This window comes from Rickettsia endosymbiont of Rhinocyllus conicus, from assembly GCF_964026465.1.
Lineage (GTDB): Bacteria > Pseudomonadota > Alphaproteobacteria > Rickettsiales > Rickettsiaceae > Rickettsia.
In genome coordinates this window covers 1,367,307-1,386,060 of the sequence record NZ_OZ032155.1, presented here as the reverse complement: position 1 = coordinate 1,386,060, position 18,754 = coordinate 1,367,307, and the positions used below count along the sequence as shown (strand labels likewise).

Here is an 18,754-nt window from a genome sequence, read left to right as displayed (position 1 = left end):
TTGCGAGCGACTAAAAGGAGCGCGGCAATCTCATGAGACTTTCTGAGATTGCTTCGTCGCTACGCTCCTCGCAATGACAGGATACACGATAAAAAACATTCAAATTAAAATATTACTTTTTATGAATTTTCTTAAAGTACTTTTATTATCTTTATTATTAATTTCTTGTGAAAAAAAAGAGCAAGAAGCAACTTTAATCGTTGGAACTTCAGCAGACAATCCACCCTATGAATTTATTCAAAATGGTGAAATTGTTGGGATTGATATAGATATTATCAACGCAATAGGCGAGCGTTTAAATAAAAGAGTCATTATAAAAAACTTTGACTTTAATGGCTTACTTGCAGCTTTGGTAAGCGAAAATATCGATATTGCAGTTGCAGAACTTTCAGTAACACCAGAACGTGCGGAATATATCAGCTTTTCCGATAATTATGCTACAGCAAAATTTGCTGTATTATACAGGTTAGAGGACAATGTACAAAGTATTGGTGATTTAGATAACAAAATAATTGGTGTGCAATTAGGTAGTGTATTAGAAAAAAAAGCTGAAGAGCTTTCTAAAACAATGAATATTAAAGTTCATTCCTTAGCAAATAGTTTAATGTTAGTTGAAGAATTAAAAGCTAAAGTCGTAGATGTTATTATTTCCGAAGAGTTTCAAAATAAAAAGTTACAAGAAGCAAATCCAAATTTAGCAAGTTATACTTTAGAGGAATTTTCTTCGGAATTTGCTTTAGGCTTGTCTAAACATTCAGGGTTAATTAAAGAAATTAATGAAGCAATAGATTCATTGAAAAAAGATGGTACTATCAATAAAATTATGAAGAAATGGCTGGGACAGTAACAGAAAATCAATTTAAAGATGCTATGAGCTGTTTCCCTGCCGGAGTGACAATCATAACTACTAATTTAAATAATAAGTTTTTTGGCTTTACTGCTAGTTCTTTCACCTCTGTATCTTTAAAACCTCCATTAATATTATTTTGTCTCAATAAAAATTCTTTTAGCATAAAAGGTTTTGAAAACAGTAGTAAATTTGCCATTAGTATTTTAGCAGACAATCAAGTTGATATTTCAGAACATTTTGCAAAATCACATACTGATAAATTTGCAGCAATTTCCTATGAACTTGGACCTGCTACTTCTTGTCCTTTAATAAATGGAGCTATTTGTCATATAGAATGCCTAAAACATGCCACCTATGATGGCGGTGATCATGTTATATTTATTGGTAAAGTAATAAATACTGCTATTAAAAACGACTCAAAACCTTTAATATATCATCATAAATCTTACATAAAATTAATATGATTATAAATATAGGTCTTAGCGGTGCTACCGGTAAAATGGGTAGAACTATTTTAGAGAGAATAGATAACTTTAAAAATTGTAAAATTTCAGCAAAATTTAATAGCACCCGTGATTTACATGAGCTAAATGATTTATGTAAAAATTCTGACATAGTTATTGATTTCTCTACTCCTGAAATATTAGAAAAATTGGTTGATAGTGCTTTAAAATATGATACCAAATTAGTAATTGGAACTACCGGTCTTACTTCCTCACAGTTTAAACTTTTAGAAAAAGCAGCAAAAACCTTACCTATTTTATATTCTGCAAATATGAGTATAGGTGCTAATTTACTCGGTTATTTAGCAAAAGAAGCAACAAAAATATTGGATGATTACGATATCGAGATTTTAGAAGCTCATCATCGTGCTAAAAAAGATGCTCCTTCAGGCACTGCTATTATGCTTGCTGAAATGATTACAGCTGAAAAAGAACTAGATATAACATTTAACCGAGGTAATAAAACAAGAAGAAATAATGAAATTGGTATTTCTTCGCTTCGTGGTGGTAATGTACACGGCACTCATGAAATATTTTTCTTAGGCGATGATGAAACTATCACTTTGAAGCATGAAGCTCTTAACAAGAATTCTTTTGCCGATGGGGCAATAAGGGCGGCAATCTGGCTACAAGATAAACAAGCTGGTTTATATTCTATGCTCGATTTTTATAAAAATTTAATTAATTATCACTTGAAAAAGCCCATTTAAAGGACTATATTTATACTATATAAACATAATCTTAAGGTTTCTTATGATCGATTATACAAAAACTTTGACAGCTTCATCATCTAAAAACAAAACTTTTGATGAAGGTCTAAGAAAATATATGCTTAAAGTATATAATTATATGGCTTTAGCATTATTACTAACCGGCATAGCTGCGGTAACAACTATATCAGTTGAGCCTTTATATAATTTAATGTTTCAAACAGGTTTTGGAACGCTTATAATGTTTGCTCCTCTTGGCATCGCTTTATATTTCTTTATGGGATTTGGGCGTATGAACTTGCAAACAGCACAAATATTATTTTGGGTTTATGCCGCTTTAACAGGTATGTCTCTTGCATATTTAGCTCTTGTCTATACTGGTGAGTCAATAGCTCGTACTTTCTTTATTTGTGCTTCTGTTTTTGGAGCAATGAGTCTATATGGCTATAGCACAAGTAGAGATTTAACATCTATGGGTTCATTTTGTGCAATGGGTCTTATAGGTCTTATAATTGCTTCATTAGTTAATATGTTCCTAAAAAGTTCAGGTCTTTCTTTTGCTACTTCTCTCATAGGAATAGTTGTATTTATGGGTTTAATTGCTTGGGATACTCAAAAAATTAAATCTATGTATTACATGGCAGGAAATGATGAAACAGGACAAAAGCTTTCTATTATGGCAGCTTTTACATTATATCTAGACTTCATAAATCTTTTCTTATATCTAATGAGATTTTTAGGCAACAGAAGAGATTAATATATACTCATTTTATTGTCCCAAATTTGGGAGAAAAACCCCGCACTTGCAGTGCGTCGTTTTAACATATAGAATGTAGAGATGCAGTATTACAAGAAGATAAGCCACACAGTTTACGATTGCACTTATCATATAGTATGGGTGACTAAATATCGATATAATATATTGGTTGGTGATATTGGTAGGAGAGTCAAGGACCTAACCCAAGAGATATGTAAGGATAATGGAGTAGAGATATTAAGAGGGAAGATAGCTTCAAATCACGTACATATCTATGTATCTGTGCCACCTTATCAAAGTATTAGTAAGGTGGTACAGTATCTAAAAGGAAAGAGTTCAAGGAAGATTCAGCAGGAATTTCCAGAATTACGGAAACAGTATTGGGGTAAACACTTATGGGCTGTTGGATATTTTGTCAGAACCACAGGCAATGTGACTGACCAAATGATCAAGGATTATATTGATAAACATGAATCGAGAGATGATAAGTTTGGAAACTTTCAAGTTGAAAACTAGCTATAGCTAAGGCATTGATGCCATAATCTTAAGCCCTGCATTTGCAATGCAGGGTGGTTAACTTATCCCGCAACTTAATTACGGGATAGATAAGATAATAATCACCAAACATCTATCTTAGTTAATGCATAATTAGTACTTATTATATGCAAAGAAGTAAGTATTGTTTGTGTGGACTAGTTTCCTATATTACCTTATAACGGCATTGCCTACATCGAAAAACGTGATCGGTGTCATCTAGTTGCTTGTCTTATAGTACCGGACAGTTATTATTCTATGTCATTCCCGCGTAGGCGCAGTAGTGTCCGGAGAAAATTGGAGTATTATTAAAACCGTCATTGCGAGCGGTCGTAGACCGCGTGGCAATTACTTCGTAACGCCAGTTTAGGATAAGAGTGTAAGGAATAAAGATAATAAAGCAGGGTATTTACAAGAGAGGAGTGTTGAGTTACATAGATTTTGAATCAAAAAAATATGCACTCAACAATGAAAAGATGTATCATAACTCTATTTTGTATAATAGATAATTATTGTAAAGTTTACGAAGAATGGGAAGAAAGCAAATTAATACCCACCAGCGTTAGGAAGCGTAGGAGATCAGGGAGTTTAAGGCTTTCAGAACTATATAACTATAGTATTATATTTTTATATATCTCCATGCAAAGATTTTAAGAATTATTATTTATATCATCTATCATGTAAATATAGAGGATATTTTAGTCTTCCTAGTTACAGTCGGATAATCCAGTTGTGGCCAAGATTAGTATTACCTTTAACTATAATGTTACAATTATTTACAGGAGATGAGACTGGTATATATTTTGTTGATTCAACCAAATTATCGATATGTCATGCAAAACGTACAAATAATAATAAAGTGTTTAGTGGCATTGCTAAAATAGGTATGAGTAGTTACGGATGGTTTATGGGATTTAAATTACATATTGTAATTAATAATAAAGGTCAGATTATGGCAATTAAAATAACAAAGGGTAATGCTAGTGATTTATCTGCTGTAGACTCAATTACCAAAGGATTATGGGGTAAATTATTTGGAGACAAGGCTTATATTTCTAAGGAAATGTCCGCTAAATTATTTAGTCGTGGGCTACGGTTATTTACTGGGATTCGCAAGGATATGAAAAATCATTTATTAGATATAGAAGATAAAATACTCTTAAAAAGCAGATCAATAATTGAATCAGTATTTAATGTACTAAAAAACAGCATGAACCTTGAACATTCAAGACATCGCTCCCCTATTAATTTCTTAGTTCATATACTTTCTTGCGTAAATGCTTTTAATTTCAATAAATCTAAAAAATTTCTAACACTACTTGCTTATCCTCAGACCTCCTTATCCTAAACTGGCGTTATTATTTTTGGTACTTTATCCTACCTCAAATTAATTAAAATTTTCATCTATGATGAGAATGATTTTGCTCTAGATATAAAAGCCTTAAAAAGTAATGAAAATTATTTCTGGTCTTATAAAATCAATTATTTAAAAAAGCTGATCAATGTAGGAAAATAAAATGATTATTGCACATAGCATTAATTTATGTTACTATTAGCTCAAGGTCGTTAACTGCGTAGCGGGTAACGACCGCTATCAACGCTGGTTATTTAGGTAAAACTACTAATCCATACCCATCATAAATTCCCTTATCATTTTTTCTGAATTTTTGTTTAATAATTTGAAAATCTTCCTGAACCTTTTTACCGATTATATAACGCCCTATAGGCGATACTACTAAATCTGCCAATTGTAATCCTGCAATATTATTTTTTTTATTCTCTAACTTGAAGTCACAAATACGTTTTTTTAAATATTTTGCTTTAAAATGTCTTGTACCCTGTATTTTTAAATTTTCCCAAGCTATTTTTAATTGATTATCTAAAACAATATTACGACTTTCAGCAACTACTACGCCTTGATTCCCTTTTGATAATTCATAACCAAAACGTTCTAATAATATATTCAAACTCAAAATATATGGATCAAGTGCAGCAAAGCCATAACTATCTAAATGCTTATTTTTATGAATTACACAAGCAACTACTTTATATTGCAGCCTATTCATTAAGTTATTCAATTCTTGATAAAAAAACTCTCTAAAACCTTTATCTTTGAGACATAAAAATTTGTTTTTATTACGGCATATTTCTGCAGTATGCAATATAATATTGTCATTGCTAAAGTAAAGGGGACCACTAAATTGCACGAAAAAGGGACCAGAGAATTTGGTGTAACCTAATAAGGTTATAATGTGCAATATTCACTAGATAATTAATTAAAATAAATATCTAGTGATACAATGATAAGAATAAATATGTACACAACAATTATCACCCTTTATAAGCAAGGCAACAGTCAAAGAAATATTGCCAAACTAACAAGGATAGACCGTAAAACAGTAAGAAAAATAATAAATCGTTACGTAGAGTCTGGTACAGAATATCCTGCACCCTATGAACGATCTTCAGCACTGGATTCTTGGCACGAACAAATAATTGAGTTATTAGAAAAGAATCTAAGTTACATAAGAATTTTTGAAGAGTTAAAAATTCAAGGTTATACAAAAAGTTATGGTTCGCTAACCCGTTATATCAAAAAATATAAGATTCAGAATAACAGTTGCATTCGTTTTCATACTTTAGCAGGAGAGGAAGCACAAGTAGATTTTGGTGACATAGGCTTACAGTATAATGCCCAAGGGCGTAGAGTTAAAGCATATGTGTTTAATATGCGTTTAAGCTATAGTCGCCTTGATTATTATGAAGTAGTGTTTGATCAAAGTTGTAAAACATGGATACAATGTCATATCAATGCATTTAATTATTTTGCTGGTAGTCCAAAAGTAATAAAACTTGATAATCTTAAAGCTGGGGTGGTAGATAGCAATTTCTATGAGCCTGTATATCAGAAGGAATACAAACGTTTAGCTGATCATTATGGGATTTTACTTTCTCCTTGTCGTATATATCAACCTCAAGAAAAAGGCAAAGTAGAATCAGGCATAAAGTATGTCAAAAATAATTTTTTTGCTGGACGTAAATTTCATAGATATGAAGAATTAATACACGATCTTGCAAACTGGTTAAATAAAGCAAATAACCGAATACATGGTACTACTAAAAAAATTCCTCAGGAACTATTTGAGCAAGAAGAAAGTAATAATTTAATGCCCTTACCATTAGAAACGTTTGATTTATCATCGTGGCATAATCGAAAAGTAGCAAAAGATTGTCATATCACCATAGATAATAATTATTATTCCGTACCAGCAAAATATATATACAGTGAAGTATTGGTACAATTATCACCAAACCTTGTTCAAATATTTTCTATACAAAATGATTTAATAGCAAGGCACGTTAGAGTAGATGGCAAAGGAATATTTACCACTAATCCGTCTCATTATGCCAAATATAAACGTCTATGCCCAGGTTTTATAGAATATAGCGAACATTATCAACAACAAATGCAGCAGATAGGCAATAATTGCAGTTTATTATTAGAGTTATTACAACAAACACGAGTAAATGATTGGCAACGTTGTGCCAGAGGTATTATTTCTTTACGTAAGGTTTACAATGATGAGTTAATAGATAAAGCCTGTCATAGAGCATTACATTACGGTATAAGTTCTTACTCTAAAATTAAGAATATCTTAAATAGTAATGCAGTAAACTTACCATTGCCAGAGTTTGGAGGTCAGAATGCAGAACTTGCTTAATGACCTACGTAGTTTTAGATTATCAGGTATAGTCAATAGCTTAAATGAAAGGATTATTTATGCTCAAAATAATAAACTAGGATTTAAAGAATTTCTCTCACTATTATGTGAAGATGAAAAATCTCACCGTAAGGATAATAATTACCGTCGTCGTAAAAATGCTGCTAAATTACCGGTAACTAAAAATTTAGAAGACTTTGATTTTCAGTTCCAACCAAGTATTGATACCAAAGTAATAAGTGATTTATCTACTTGTGATTATATTAATACTAAGGGCAATGTCATATTCATAGGTAATTCTGGAACTGGCAAAACTCATCTTGCTATTGGATTAGCATTAAAAGCTTTAACACGAGAATACTCTGTATATTTTACTACGGTATCGGATATGCTTTATAATTTACATATTGCAAGAGCAGATAATAGCTATCACAAAAAAGTTAAATTACTCTTATCATTTGACTTATTAATTCTTGATGAGTTAGGTTTTAAGCAATTACCAAAACATTCAGTAGATGATTTTTTTAATATTATTGCTAAACGATATGAAAATAAATCTACCATTATCACCACAAACAAGGATTTTGAAAGATGGAATGAAATATTTGCTGATGAGTTATTAACTCATGCAATTATTGATCGAGTAGTACATCATGCACATATACTAAACATCACAGGTAAAAGTTATCGTATTAATAACTATAAATCTGGAGGTAATATGACATAAAAAATTTTAAATAAAGTGGTCCCTTTTTCACGTAATTTAGTGGTCCCTTTTTATTTGACAATGACAATAATATCTGTAGTACCAAAAACTTTTTGCTTAAATTTATTCATTTCATATATTAATTCATTATCAGCATAATTTTTTTCTATAATTACACCTCCAAGTACAAAAATAGGATACGAAGGGTCAATCTTTGTAAGATTGTGATCACCTGACTCGTCAATAAATAATATATGCATTAATTACTACCTTATAAACCAAAAAAGTTATTACATGTTATTCGCCTATTAGCTATAAATTCTACTTTATTTTCATCCTTAAGTTTATACAAATTGTCTATATTTACAACTTGGCAGTAGTTTTGTAAAGCTAATTTTCATCTATGATTAGAATGATTTTGCTCTAGATATAAAAGTCTTAAAAAGTAATGAAAATTATTTCTGGTCTTATAAAATCAATTACTTTAAAAAGCTAATTAATGGGGAGTGATTAAGAAGTGGTGGCCATGGTCGGAATCGAACCAACGACACAAGGATTTTCAGTCCTTTGCTCTACCAACTGAGCTACATGGCCAAATATACTCGTTTTATTTGAAAAATTGGCTCTGCAAAGCTCTAGGAACTCACATGCTCACCTATTAAGTATAGGCTCCGCGTGTTCGCCCCTTGTTTTACATTCCAATTCTCTAAATCATTTGAGTATGTACTCGTTTTATCTAGAAAAGTAATCTAATCCTTATAATAGATTAATTGGCTTTTGTCTATTCTTAATTTACTAGTATTAGACAAAAATAAGAAATTATAGTATAATGCGTAATTATTTATATAGCATTTTCTATGATAAAAATTGGTAATATTGAACTTTCTTCAAACGTAATCCTTGCTCCGATGTCTGGTGTAACGGATTTAGAATTTAGAAGATTAGTGAAAAGATTCGGAGCAGGGCTTGTGGTGTCGGAAATGATTGCAAGCAGAGCAATGATTGTAGAATCTAGGCAATCACTGCAAAAATGTTCTATTATGCAAGACGATGCAACAAGTGCCTGCGTGCAGCTTGCCGGTTGTGAGCCGAACGTTATAGCTGAAGCTGCTAAGATGAACGAGGATATGGGAGCAAAGATTATTGATCTGAATTTTGGCTGTCCGGCGAAAAAAGTTGTAAACGGCTATTCAGGTTCGGCTTTGATGAGGGATGAGGGGCTTGCAGCTAAAATTTTTGAAGCAGCGGTTAAAGCAGTAAAAATTCCTGTAACTGTCAAAATGCGTATGGGCTGGGACGATCAGACAAAAAACGCTCCAACTCTAGCTAAAATTGCAGAAAGATCAGGAATTCAAATGGTGACAGTTCACGGTAGAACCAGATGCCAATTTTATTCAGGTAAAGCCGATTGGGAGTTTATCAAAAACGTTAAAGAGGCAGTAAAAATTCCGGTTATAGCTAACGGCGATATCACTAATTTTGCCAAAGCTAAAGAAGCATTAGAGAAATCCGGTGCGGACGGGGTTATGGTCGGTAGAGGGGCATATGGCAAACCTTGGCTTATTTCACAAATTGACCACTACCTTAAAACAGGCGAGGAAAAACCGGCACCATCTATAGAGAGTCAGCTAGATATAGTGCTTGAGCATTATCAGACTATCGTTGATTATTATGGCGAATCTGCAGGCGTACCTATCGCTCGTAAACATATGGGTTGGTATAGTAGCGGGCTGCCTAACTCGGCAGAATTTAGGGGAGCTGTTAATTTAATGAATGATCCAATAGCAGTAAAAGATAAGATTGTGGAGTTTTATACAAGCGTTATAAATAGAGAGTAATGAGAAAAGTTTTAAGTTTTATTTTTATAATATTGTTTTTTAATTCGAGCTATGCAAATGAAAGGATAGTTGACTATAAATCGGTCTTTTTGCCTGTAATCACTAGCGATAAAGAAACAAAAATTGCTATACGTTCGTACTTAACTAATTCTAAAAAATATTTTGTTTTAGTCGATCCAAATTCCTTTAAAACTGCTCTAATTCCGCAAGACCAAGTGAAGTTACCTAGAAATGAAGCAGAAAAACAAAATCTGCTAAAAAAATTAGGTAATACTCCTTATATCAAAGCTTTAAATAAATATACAAAGCCACCTTATGTGCAGCAAAATTATGGTGCTACTCATTCAATGTATGAGGTGAAAGGACAATTTCTTACAATTGATATGTGTCCTTCTTCTAAAAGCTTTGAGGAAGAATTTTTTAACAAACTTGTTGAGCTATCTGTTAAGTTAAATAAACCTATTCCAATTGCTATATGCGTTTCAGGTTTATGGATTAACAAACATGAGAAAGAATTTTTATGGTTAGTGCAGCAGCAAGAAAAAGGTCATTTACAAATTACTTGGGTTAATCATTCATTTAGCCACCCGTATTTCAAGGATAAACCTCTTGAGAATAATTTTCTTCTCTCTAATAAAGAAAATTTTGAAATAGAGGTTCTTGAAGCAGGGAAAGTATTAGTTGGCCATAATATTGCTCCGTCACCTTTCTTTCGTTTTCCCGGTTTAGTTTCAGATCAAACATTAATAGAAAAGCTAAAAGATTTTGGATTTATTCCGCTCGGAAGCGATGCTTGGCTTGCAAAAGGTGAAAAAGTTCAAGATGGTTCTTTTATCTTAGTGCATGGTAACAGCAACGAAAAAGCCGGAATAAAATTAATTATGCCAATGTTACCAGGTCTCAAATTATTACCTCTTGAAAAGGCATTTCTCTTGGCGAACTAAAAAGATTAGCGTTGTCCACATGGGTCAGAAAGCACGTTCGGTGTCATGCCGTGGCGGTATTGCCCGCGTGGATCGAAAAACGCCCACGGTGTCATCTAGTTGCTTGGGAACTAGATCCAGTTAAAAATATCAATAAATATTGATATTTTTAGTTGTTTTTTTGGATTTAATTCCCAAGCCACGGCAGGACTACCTTAGGGTATTTTTCATTCCACAAATAGCTATTAGTGGCTGTCTGCTACGTTTCCTAATGATACCATTTCATCTGAAGTATGAGTATCATGACCGGAGTTAGAAAAATTATTTAATCCATGATCTCCTGATGTATGCATAGGGGAATCAGAAGAAGTAATAATTGGAGACTTTGAATCATGTTGTAATGTATCTTGTAACGTATGTAAAATTTGTTGACTAATATTTGAACTTAATTCGTGTTGTTGATTTATAATTCCCTTTAATTCGTTTAATATTTGCAATATGTCTGGAGTATTTTTTAAAGTATTATTAAATTTCTCTAATAACTTAACAAGTAGATCGTAGTTTAATTCTGAATTCGTATTGTCTTCTATTTCTTCATATCTCTCTTCACTTTTTGATAATTCCTTAAGGCTTTGTATCAGTGTTGGTATGAATTTTTTTATTTGGTAAGTATTATTGCTTGTTTCTAATAATAGATTTTCTTCATCATGATTTATCTTATTTTTCCCTTTATACCAATCTATTCCACGCTTAATCCCATATCCTAGTAATCCCCCTAATACTATTCCTCCTGCTAAGGTAGTAATAATATAAGCAGCTGTATAGCCACCATCATTTGTATCATCGTTAGGAGTTCCTGCAGTTGTAGGAGGAGTTGTAGTGTCTGGAACGGAAACACCTAACATATGTAGAAACTTTTTTCCCGCTTCATATGCATCATTTGAAGTAATATTAAGATGATTTTTAATATCCCAACCCTTATCAATAGGTGACTCTGTAGTCGTTGTTGTTGTAGTTGTGGTGGTGGTAGGTATCAAGCTTATTAAATAATCTTTAAATTGTTGAAGTGCATTATTAGCTGTTTCAGGGCTACAATCTTCTAAACCTAAATAAGAAATAGTACCATTTGAAGATAATCTAGTATCCATTACCTCATAAAGTTCGTCTAAAACAGTAGCTGTATCATTTTGAGAAACAGTTGCAGCTTGATTTAAAATAACATGATTTTGACCATCTTCATTAATAAGACCCGCTATTTCATGTATTGCATTTCTATTACCACAATTCTTAAATACTGTTGTTAAACTTGCTCCTTCTTGCTTACTATCCTTATAAATCTGCGGTAAATCACATGATAAAATATTAGCGGAATAACCTTCTCTGAATTCTCCATCATCATTTGTTGTATAAACAGACAGAAATGTTTTGCTGGCTATTTGAGAAATTGCATATTTCATATTATTACCTAAATTACTGGTAATTTCGGTTAAACCTACAGGCATAACACATTTAAAAACTTTAGGTATATACATAATTTATTCTCCAATTTAAGTTAAAAACCATAAAATACGGTCCTTTACTAAAGGATATTAATATGTAAGTCAAGAAAAAGTTAAAATAATTTAATGCTAAAAACACTTGAAAGTAATTTTATTAGTTTTAATATTCTACCAAATACAGTATGCTTATATATGATATAAGTTTTTTTGGTTGTTCGTACAAAAAGCTATTCTCTATATATTTTTTCTAGAGACTAATAATAAAACAGGAGAAAAATAACATGACTTATTGTGATAAATCTAATCAAACTTCCTATCCTTTTGTGCTACCTAATTTACCTTATGACAAAGAAAGTTTTAAACCACATTTTACTGCTGAAACTTTTGAGTACCATCATGGTAAACACCATAATGCTTACGTGCAGAATTTAAATAATTTGCTAAAAGATAAAGAAGAACTACAAAAAAAGAATTTAGAAGAAATTATAGACTGGTCATCGCAAAATCAAAATATTGCAATTTTTAATAATGCTGCACAGGTTTGGAATCATACATTTTTTTGGCATTCAATAAAGCCGAATGGTGGAGGAAAGCCAAGTGGTAAAATATTAAAGCAAATTAATGACGATTTTGGTAGTTTTGAAGAGTTTTGTGAACAGTTTAAAGCAGAAGCAACGGGGCAGTTTGGTAGTGGCTGGGCTTGGCTTGTATATCATAATAACAGATTACAGATTGTAAAAACTGCAAATGCTGGTACGCCTATAGCAAATGGTATGCAACCGCTTCTTGCATGTGATGTTTGGGAGCATGCTTATTATATTGATTATCGTAACAAACGTCCTGATTACGTTGACATTTTTATTAAGCATATGATCAATTGGGAATTTGTAGAAAATAATTTAACTAAATGAATATAAATTATGGCAGAAATAGAAAACTTTAAAAAAAATCGAAATTTTATTAAACCTATTGTTGATTTAAAGGAAGTTCAAGAAGAGCAAGTCAAATATATAGATGATCTAAAAGAAGTTCAAGAAACTCCAATTAGAAATATAGAAGATTCTAAAGAAGCTCTTATAGAATATGTAGCTTTTAGTGGTGGTGGGGCTAAAGGGGCTATATATTCAGGTGCTTATGCTGCACTAAAAAAAGCTGATCTTTTAGATAATGTAAAAGCTGTTGCAGGCTCATCAGCCGGTGCTATAACTGCAGCAATAGTGGCATTTGGTACACCAGCTGAGCGATTTGAAGAAATATCTAAAACTACTAATTTACAGGATTTACTAGGACAAAAAGGGTTTTCTGCTGGTGTTCTACAGTTAAATAAAGATGGTAAACCTTTATATAATTTGCTTGATAAAACTATAAAAGATAATGTAGGTGATTTTTTACAAAGACCAGATATTCTAAATGTCAAAGATGATAAAGATTTAGATGAGTTAAGAGAAAGACATAAAAGCGGTGGTAAAATATATTTTAGAGATTTAGCATTACTTCGAAAATATGATCCTGTTAACTATAAAGATTTAGTGGTTACGGCTGTTGAGAAAGATGCAGGTGTGCTAACTATTTTTAGCAGCCTTGATACGCCTGATGTTGAAGTTGCTTTAGCATGCCGTGCTTCTGCTTCTATCCCACTTGTTTTTGAACCAGTAGAAATTAATGGCAAAAAATATGTTGATGGTGGTTATTTGGATAACGTACCGACAAAATATTTTAAAGATAATGAGCCGGAATTTGATGTAAAAGAAATAACGAATGATACAGATGAGATTATATTAGCTAAAAAGCAAGGTAGAACTCTTTCTATGGCTTTTGGTGTTGGCATGGAAGCGGATGCAAATATTGCGATATATAGTGCTAGAGAATTTAAAAGTCCAGGTGAAATTGTAAAATTTTTAGCTGACGTATTATTTAAAATGATTGCAAAAATAGGTGGAAAATTTAAATATACCGACACTCTAAAAGAAACAAATGAGCAGCTACGTGAAAATGCTTTAAATACTGTTGTTTTAGATACCCAAGGAATTGATACTCTTGATTTTAAAGATGCCCAAAAATATGCTAACTATCTACATATTAAAGGATATTGCCAAACTATAGAATATGCTAATAATCATGGGCTTGCTAAAGAAAAAGATAAAACGCTTGAACATCAGAAATTTCTATTAAATGTTTATGAAGTTTATGACAACAAGAATTTAAATAAAACCTTTGGAACCAAATTATTAGAAATGTTTATTCCGTCAAAGGAAAATAATGATTCCAAATGGCAACAAGGAGTCGTTGAAAACCATGATGATAAAGCAAAAATACTATTATCATTTTGTAATGTTAATGCTTTAACTAAAGAAAATTTACAACCACTTCTTACAGAATATGTAATAGCAGCTGCAACTAGCCGTAATGGTACATTAAAAGACAATACAAATTCAGTAAAAGCTTTATTCCATGTATTGAATGATCCGAGTACTTCTAATGAAGTAAAAGAAAGTTTTATAGAGGTGTTTTCTATAGATAAAAGTAAAGATACAAGATTTAATAAAACTAAAACTTATGATGAAAATATTGCTAAGTTCAAATTTACTAAAGATGATTTAGAATCGTTTATAACTAAAAATAAAAGCAATGCAATAAAGGTTCAAAATAAATATGCTCCACCTAAGCATAGGCAGCATGGGTAAACATATTGCTATTTATCTTTTTCTAAGATATTAATAGGGTCATCAAACTCTTTTAAATTTAAAGCTTTACTATCAAAGCTTATAGTAGAATCACATCCAGATATTTTATTAATTTTACCCAATAAAATATCTGAAAAGTCAGTATTATATTTTTCATAATCATTGAGAGAGAGCCATAATATTTCAGCTTGCTCAAATGTAAATTCCGCAGTAGATAATATAATTCTTACTACTGAAATAATTTCTTTTTTAGAGTATTTATAGCCTCTTTCTAAAACCCAAATAAGTTCACAGATTACTATATTATTAATAAATATTGATCCTGTTTGATGCTCATATTGGTGGGCTATGAATCTATTCACTATATTTGCCTGCTTTTCATCATCTTGCGTTAAATATCTAACTAAAATATTAGTATCAACTCCTATCATATCGACCTCTAATAATTTCATTCATTTCATCACAATTTATAGCTTTTTTAGGCTTAGGCAGAATACCTTTTAACTTGTGTACTGAATTATTAATTGGGACAAGAGCTATGTAATTATCTTGGATAATAAACTCAAGTTTAATACCTGAGGTTAAATTTAGCTGTTCTCTTATAAAATTGGGTATAGTTAACTGCCCCTTACTGGTAAGTGTAGAATAATAATTTTTCATAATTACCTTACTTTAAATATAAATTCTTACTTAACATAATAAAGTAAGGAAAAGAATTATTCAATTAAATTATTATTTATTTTGTTAATGAAAAAATTGTTTACTAACTTATTAATGTTATTTATAACTAATTAATATTAACATAATCTAAAGATTATTCATGGAATTACACCCACCTATCGATTCCAAATATGATTATAAAATCAATAATACAACCTCTAAAATTCTAAAAACATTCTTCTAATCTTAAAGCCATTAAAACCAGATAATGATCCAAGTGTTAATGTTGAAACTTTGGGTGCTGCACAGAATGACTCAGAGTTATTAAATTCTGACTAATTTATATTATGGAGTTTTTTGTTGTGTGGATCATTTACCCCTGTCATCCCGTGATTTATTCACGGGATCCAGTTAAAAATACTAATAAAATTAGTATTTTTTATTATTTTCTGGATACCGTGGACAAGCCACGGTATGACACCGAGGGCGTTTTTTTATCCACGCAACAATGCCACCACGGGATAACAATACAAAACTTTAAATAAGTCAATCTGATTTGTAAACTTTGTATGATAATTTGCAAAATGTCATTGCAAGAAAAATTAAATAAATCTAAAGATCAAAATAATTTATTTGTTATTAGTTAATATATATAGTATTATAGGTATATTAAGTATAATACGTAAAACTATATGAATATATCTGCAACTGAATTAAATAAGAATCCTGGAAAAATTATTGATCAAGCATTAAGAGAGCCAATAGTCATTAACAAACAAGGTAGACCTACTGTTGTTTTAGTAGATTATGAATATTTTACTAAACTTGAAGATGATTATTGGGGAAAGGCAGCAAAAAATATTACAGAACAACCGGAGTGGCTATCAGCAAAAGAATCAGAAAAATTTCTTAGAAGCTAATCCATGAGAGAAATAGTTTTAGAAAAAAGAGTAATAAAAACGTTAGAGCGTTACCCTGAAAAGCATCAGCGTCAAATAAAAAATAAAATTCTGTCTTTAATGGAAAATCCAATACCGAATGATAGTAAATTATTAGTAAGTTATCCTCATTTTCATAGATGCGATATCGGAGAATATAGAATAATTTACAGCTTTAATGAAAGTACGATTTACGTCATATTAGTTGGCAAACGTAATGACTCTGAAGTGTATAAGTTATTAAAAAATATTTTCTGAAAATAAAATCTTTATAAGTCTTACACTTTTTATTTATGGCGGTTAGCAAATCATATTTATTTGCTTCCACCATTTAAGTTATACTCTTCAATCACTCCCAATTAATCAATTTTTTAAAGTAATTGATTTTATATGACCAGAAATAATTTTCATTACTTTTTAAGGCTTTTATATCTAAAGCAAAATCATTTTCATCATAGATAAAAATTTTAATTAACTTGAGATATGATAAAGTACCGAGGATAATAGAGCGGAATAAACCTAAGAAAGATTTTAGCAATTGTTTATCAATTATAAGTATAATTTTATTGCATGGCAATTTAAATAAACTACGAATTAAAGTATAATAAGCATAGGATTTATAAGGTTTTTTAGCTAGAATAAATTCTATCATTAAATCCCTATCTATCCCATCTGGATAGATTTCTCGCAATAATTCTTCGCTTTTAATAATAAAATCTAAATATGGCTCGATAAGGGTTATTCTTTTTTCTACACTATTATTCATGGCGGTTTAATCTCCTTTAAACTTAAATTATTCAAGTTGATCACCAAGAAACTAAATATCTCAATGGTGATCAGGGGATTGACAAACCGCTAACAAGAACAGCCATGATAACCTTTAAGCTTAAAATAATATTTAATTCTAAGCTCTGAACATGCGTTACCATCCCCCCGATCCTATGATTGAGGGTTACATCAATTAATGGTAGATGAAGCCACTTGTTAGTTAAGGGATGTCAAGCCCTGAAACAGCCCTAGCTGTTCCAAAAAGATTCTAAGCAAAACTTCAAATAAGTCAATCTGATTATTGATTAATCTTCAAAAATTATTATTTATTTTAAATTAAATATCTATTGTTTTTTTAAAACCCATCGTTATAATTCACTCATGTTTTTATTAACTTTAACTAAATTATAAAAATGAATATAAAAAGCTTTATATTAAGATTTTTTATTATCATATTTATTAGCATACATAATTTTACAGCATTGGGACAAAAAAGCCTACATTATGCTTTTATAACGACTCCTCTATTTGGCTATGTAAATCCTACCCTTGAAATTGTGCAAGCCTTAATTAAGTCAGGACATAAAGTTACTTACTTCAATGTTCCAGCTTATCAAAAACAAATAGAGAATTCAGGAGCAGTTTTTATACCATATCAAGGAACTGCGGCTTCAAATTTTGTAAAAGATGTAAGTTCTAAAACTATTGAATTGAATATATTATATACACAACTTGATAATATTCTTACAGAGGTAGAACCTGCCATCATAGAATTTTTTAATAAAAATGAAATTAATATAGTGATATATGATCAATTTGCGGTATGGGGGAAAGTTATAGCAGAAAAATATCATATTCCTGCTGTGTGTTCTAACCCCATGTTACTAGCTAAGCCTGAAGAATGGACAAAGTCACCTAATGTTATCCCTAGTGATAATAAAAATTTCCCATTTAATTATATGATAAGTAATCTTAGCTGTAGTAATGCTGATGAGATTATAGCTTATACTTCTTCTGAATTACAACCTGAATTTAGTAATCAAGAAAATATAATTTTTTTCGGTAAAAGATTTATTGATAAGCCTATAAGTGAAGCAGTGTTAAAAGATAACTCTTTAATTTATATCTCTTTAGGTACAGTAAATACTAATTTTGATTTATTTAATCAATTAATAGAATTTTTTAAAAATACATCTTATAAAGTTATAATTTCTGTAGGTAATAATGAAGAAATGTATAAAGAATTATCTTCAAAAAAATCTAGAAATATAGAGATTCATAAATTTGTTGATCAAACAAAAATTTTATCAGAGGCAGCTATATTTTTCACACATGTAGGTGCTAATAGTTTATATGAATCAATAAATGCTACTGTTCCAATAATAATTATTCCTCAAGCTGATGAACAAAATCTTAATGCTCGTAGAGCTAAGGAATTGCAATTAGGTTATATTCTGCAATCAGAAAATATTTCTAAGCAAGCAATACAAGATGCTTTTAATGATATGCGAAGTAACTGGAGTAAGTATAAAGAAAATATGCGTAAGTTAAGGGAAACTTTTGTAGATTCTGAGGATGCAAATGCATTAGCTTCAGATTTATCTCATTTGGTTACTATCGAAAATAGCGAAAGTCAGAGCGTTGCTAAATAGTTTTGGTCAA

The 18,754-nt window shown here is 30.8% G+C and carries 21 protein-coding genes and 1 tRNA gene; 15 read left to right on the top strand and 7 right to left on the bottom strand.

All coding sequences use genetic code 11. From position 1 onward, the window contains the following. Positions 1 to 121: 121 nt before the first annotated feature. From AAGD54_RS07465 to AAGD54_RS07440, 6 genes are all read left to right on the top strand, one after another. Positions 122 to 847 carry an ABC transporter substrate-binding protein gene (locus tag AAGD54_RS07465; protein WP_341788361.1) on the top strand — a complete coding sequence of 242 codons (726 nt, stop codon included), beginning with the start codon at positions 122 to 124 and terminating at the stop codon, positions 845 to 847. Next, positions 832 to 1,314, top strand: coding sequence for a flavin reductase family protein (locus AAGD54_RS07460; protein ID WP_341794499.1), 483 nt, complete (start codon positions 832 to 834; stop codon positions 1,312 to 1,314). The genes AAGD54_RS07465 and AAGD54_RS07460 overlap by 16 nt, the downstream gene beginning before the upstream one ends. Next, positions 1,314 to 2,063, top strand: a complete 750-nt coding sequence (gene dapB / locus AAGD54_RS07455; protein WP_341789242.1) for a 4-hydroxy-tetrahydrodipicolinate reductase — start codon at positions 1,314 to 1,316, stop codon at positions 2,061 to 2,063. Before AAGD54_RS07460 ends, dapB begins: the two co-directional genes overlap by 1 nt. 43 nt (positions 2,064 to 2,106) lie before the next feature. Continuing rightward, entirely contained in the window at positions 2,107 to 2,820 is a 714-nt protein-coding gene (locus AAGD54_RS07450) for a Bax inhibitor-1/YccA family protein (protein ID WP_341788363.1), read from the top strand. 81 nt (positions 2,821 to 2,901) lie between these two features. Then, positions 2,902 to 3,336: an IS200/IS605 family transposase gene (gene tnpA, locus AAGD54_RS07445; protein ID WP_341794258.1), complete on the top strand. Its 435-nt coding sequence runs from the start codon at positions 2,902 to 2,904 to the stop codon at positions 3,334 to 3,336. Positions 3,337 to 3,961: 625 nt separating this feature from the next. Then, positions 3,962 to 4,702: an IS982 family transposase gene (locus tag AAGD54_RS07440; protein ID WP_341795150.1), complete on the top strand. Its 741-nt coding sequence runs from the start codon at positions 3,962 to 3,964 to the stop codon at positions 4,700 to 4,702. Between the two features lie 256 nt (positions 4,703 to 4,958). Here the strand turns inward: AAGD54_RS07440 and AAGD54_RS07435 are convergent, their stop codons facing one another. Next, positions 4,959 to 5,516 carry a DUF3800 domain-containing protein gene (locus tag AAGD54_RS07435; RefSeq protein ID WP_341794498.1) on the bottom strand — a complete coding sequence of 186 codons (558 nt, stop codon included), beginning with the start codon at positions 5,514 to 5,516 and terminating at the stop codon, positions 4,959 to 4,961. A gap of 153 nt (positions 5,517 to 5,669) precedes the next feature. Between AAGD54_RS07435 and istA the strand changes: the two genes are divergently transcribed. Further along, positions 5,670 to 7,076: an IS21 family transposase gene (istA, locus tag AAGD54_RS07430; RefSeq protein ID WP_341794291.1), complete on the top strand. Its 1,407-nt coding sequence runs from the start codon at positions 5,670 to 5,672 to the stop codon at positions 7,074 to 7,076. After that, positions 7,060 to 7,803: an IS21-like element helper ATPase IstB gene (gene istB, locus AAGD54_RS07425; RefSeq protein WP_341794290.1), complete on the top strand. Its 744-nt coding sequence runs from the start codon at positions 7,060 to 7,062 to the stop codon at positions 7,801 to 7,803. The genes istA and istB overlap by 17 nt, the downstream gene beginning before the upstream one ends. A 50-nt stretch (positions 7,804 to 7,853) precedes the next feature. Here the strand turns inward: istB and AAGD54_RS07420 are convergent, their stop codons facing one another. Both AAGD54_RS07420 and AAGD54_RS07415 read right to left on the bottom strand, forming a co-directional pair. Then, entirely contained in the window at positions 7,854 to 8,042 is a 189-nt protein-coding gene (locus AAGD54_RS07420; RefSeq protein ID WP_341794497.1) for a DUF3800 domain-containing protein, read from the bottom strand. Positions 8,043 to 8,300: 258 nt separating this feature from the next. Beyond that, positions 8,301 to 8,376, bottom strand: a tRNA-Phe gene (locus AAGD54_RS07415). Between the two features lie 263 nt (positions 8,377 to 8,639). Between AAGD54_RS07415 and dusB the strand changes: the two genes are divergently transcribed. After that, positions 8,640 to 9,620, top strand: a complete 981-nt coding sequence (gene dusB / locus AAGD54_RS07410) for a tRNA dihydrouridine synthase DusB (RefSeq protein ID WP_341788418.1) — start codon at positions 8,640 to 8,642, stop codon at positions 9,618 to 9,620. Beyond that, positions 9,620 to 10,564 carry a hypothetical protein gene (locus tag AAGD54_RS07405; protein WP_341794496.1) on the top strand — a complete coding sequence of 315 codons (945 nt, stop codon included), beginning with the start codon at positions 9,620 to 9,622 and terminating at the stop codon, positions 10,562 to 10,564. The genes dusB and AAGD54_RS07405 overlap by 1 nt, the downstream gene beginning before the upstream one ends. 224 nt (positions 10,565 to 10,788) lie before the next feature. Here the strand turns inward: AAGD54_RS07405 and AAGD54_RS07400 are convergent, their stop codons facing one another. Continuing rightward, positions 10,789 to 12,075 carry a DUF5460 family protein gene (locus tag AAGD54_RS07400; RefSeq protein ID WP_341794495.1) on the bottom strand — a complete coding sequence of 429 codons (1,287 nt, stop codon included), beginning with the start codon at positions 12,073 to 12,075 and terminating at the stop codon, positions 10,789 to 10,791. A 248-nt stretch (positions 12,076 to 12,323) separates the two neighbouring features. Between AAGD54_RS07400 and AAGD54_RS07395 the strand changes: the two genes are divergently transcribed. Further along, positions 12,324 to 12,953, top strand: coding sequence for a superoxide dismutase (locus AAGD54_RS07395; protein WP_341788415.1), 630 nt, complete (start codon positions 12,324 to 12,326; stop codon positions 12,951 to 12,953). 9 nt (positions 12,954 to 12,962) lie between these two features. Then, entirely contained in the window at positions 12,963 to 14,726 is a 1,764-nt protein-coding gene (locus AAGD54_RS07390; RefSeq protein WP_341794494.1) for a patatin-like phospholipase family protein, read from the top strand. 8 nt (positions 14,727 to 14,734) lie between these two features. Here the strand turns inward: AAGD54_RS07390 and AAGD54_RS07385 are convergent, their stop codons facing one another. Next, entirely contained in the window at positions 14,735 to 15,178 is a 444-nt protein-coding gene (locus AAGD54_RS07385) for a type II toxin-antitoxin system VapC family toxin (RefSeq protein ID WP_341794493.1), read from the bottom strand. Beyond that, on the bottom strand, positions 15,144 to 15,386 hold the full coding sequence (locus AAGD54_RS07380; protein ID WP_341788412.1) for an AbrB/MazE/SpoVT family DNA-binding domain-containing protein: 243 nt from the start codon (positions 15,384 to 15,386) through the stop codon (positions 15,144 to 15,146). Before AAGD54_RS07380 ends, AAGD54_RS07385 begins: the two co-directional genes overlap by 35 nt. 692 nt (positions 15,387 to 16,078) lie before the next feature. On the opposite strand from AAGD54_RS07380, the gene AAGD54_RS07370 reads away from it, so the two are divergent. Both AAGD54_RS07370 and AAGD54_RS07365 read left to right on the top strand, forming a co-directional pair. Further along, positions 16,079 to 16,306: a type II toxin-antitoxin system Phd/YefM family antitoxin gene (locus tag AAGD54_RS07370; protein WP_341788411.1), complete on the top strand. Its 228-nt coding sequence runs from the start codon at positions 16,079 to 16,081 to the stop codon at positions 16,304 to 16,306. 3 nt (positions 16,307 to 16,309) lie between these two features. After that, positions 16,310 to 16,582: a type II toxin-antitoxin system RelE/ParE family toxin gene (locus AAGD54_RS07365; protein ID WP_341794492.1), complete on the top strand. Its 273-nt coding sequence runs from the start codon at positions 16,310 to 16,312 to the stop codon at positions 16,580 to 16,582. A gap of 91 nt (positions 16,583 to 16,673) precedes the next feature. Here AAGD54_RS07365 and AAGD54_RS07360 read toward each other — a convergent pair whose 3' ends face one another. After that, complete coding sequence (locus AAGD54_RS07360) at positions 16,674 to 17,090, bottom strand: hypothetical protein (RefSeq protein ID WP_341794491.1); 417 nt, start codon at positions 17,088 to 17,090, stop codon at positions 16,674 to 16,676. Positions 17,091 to 17,574: 484 nt separating this feature from the next. Between AAGD54_RS07360 and AAGD54_RS07355 the strand changes: the two genes are divergently transcribed. Further along, positions 17,575 to 18,744: a glycosyltransferase gene (locus AAGD54_RS07355; protein WP_341794490.1), complete on the top strand. Its 1,170-nt coding sequence runs from the start codon at positions 17,575 to 17,577 to the stop codon at positions 18,742 to 18,744. The last annotated feature ends 10 nt before the right edge of the window (positions 18,745 to 18,754 follow it).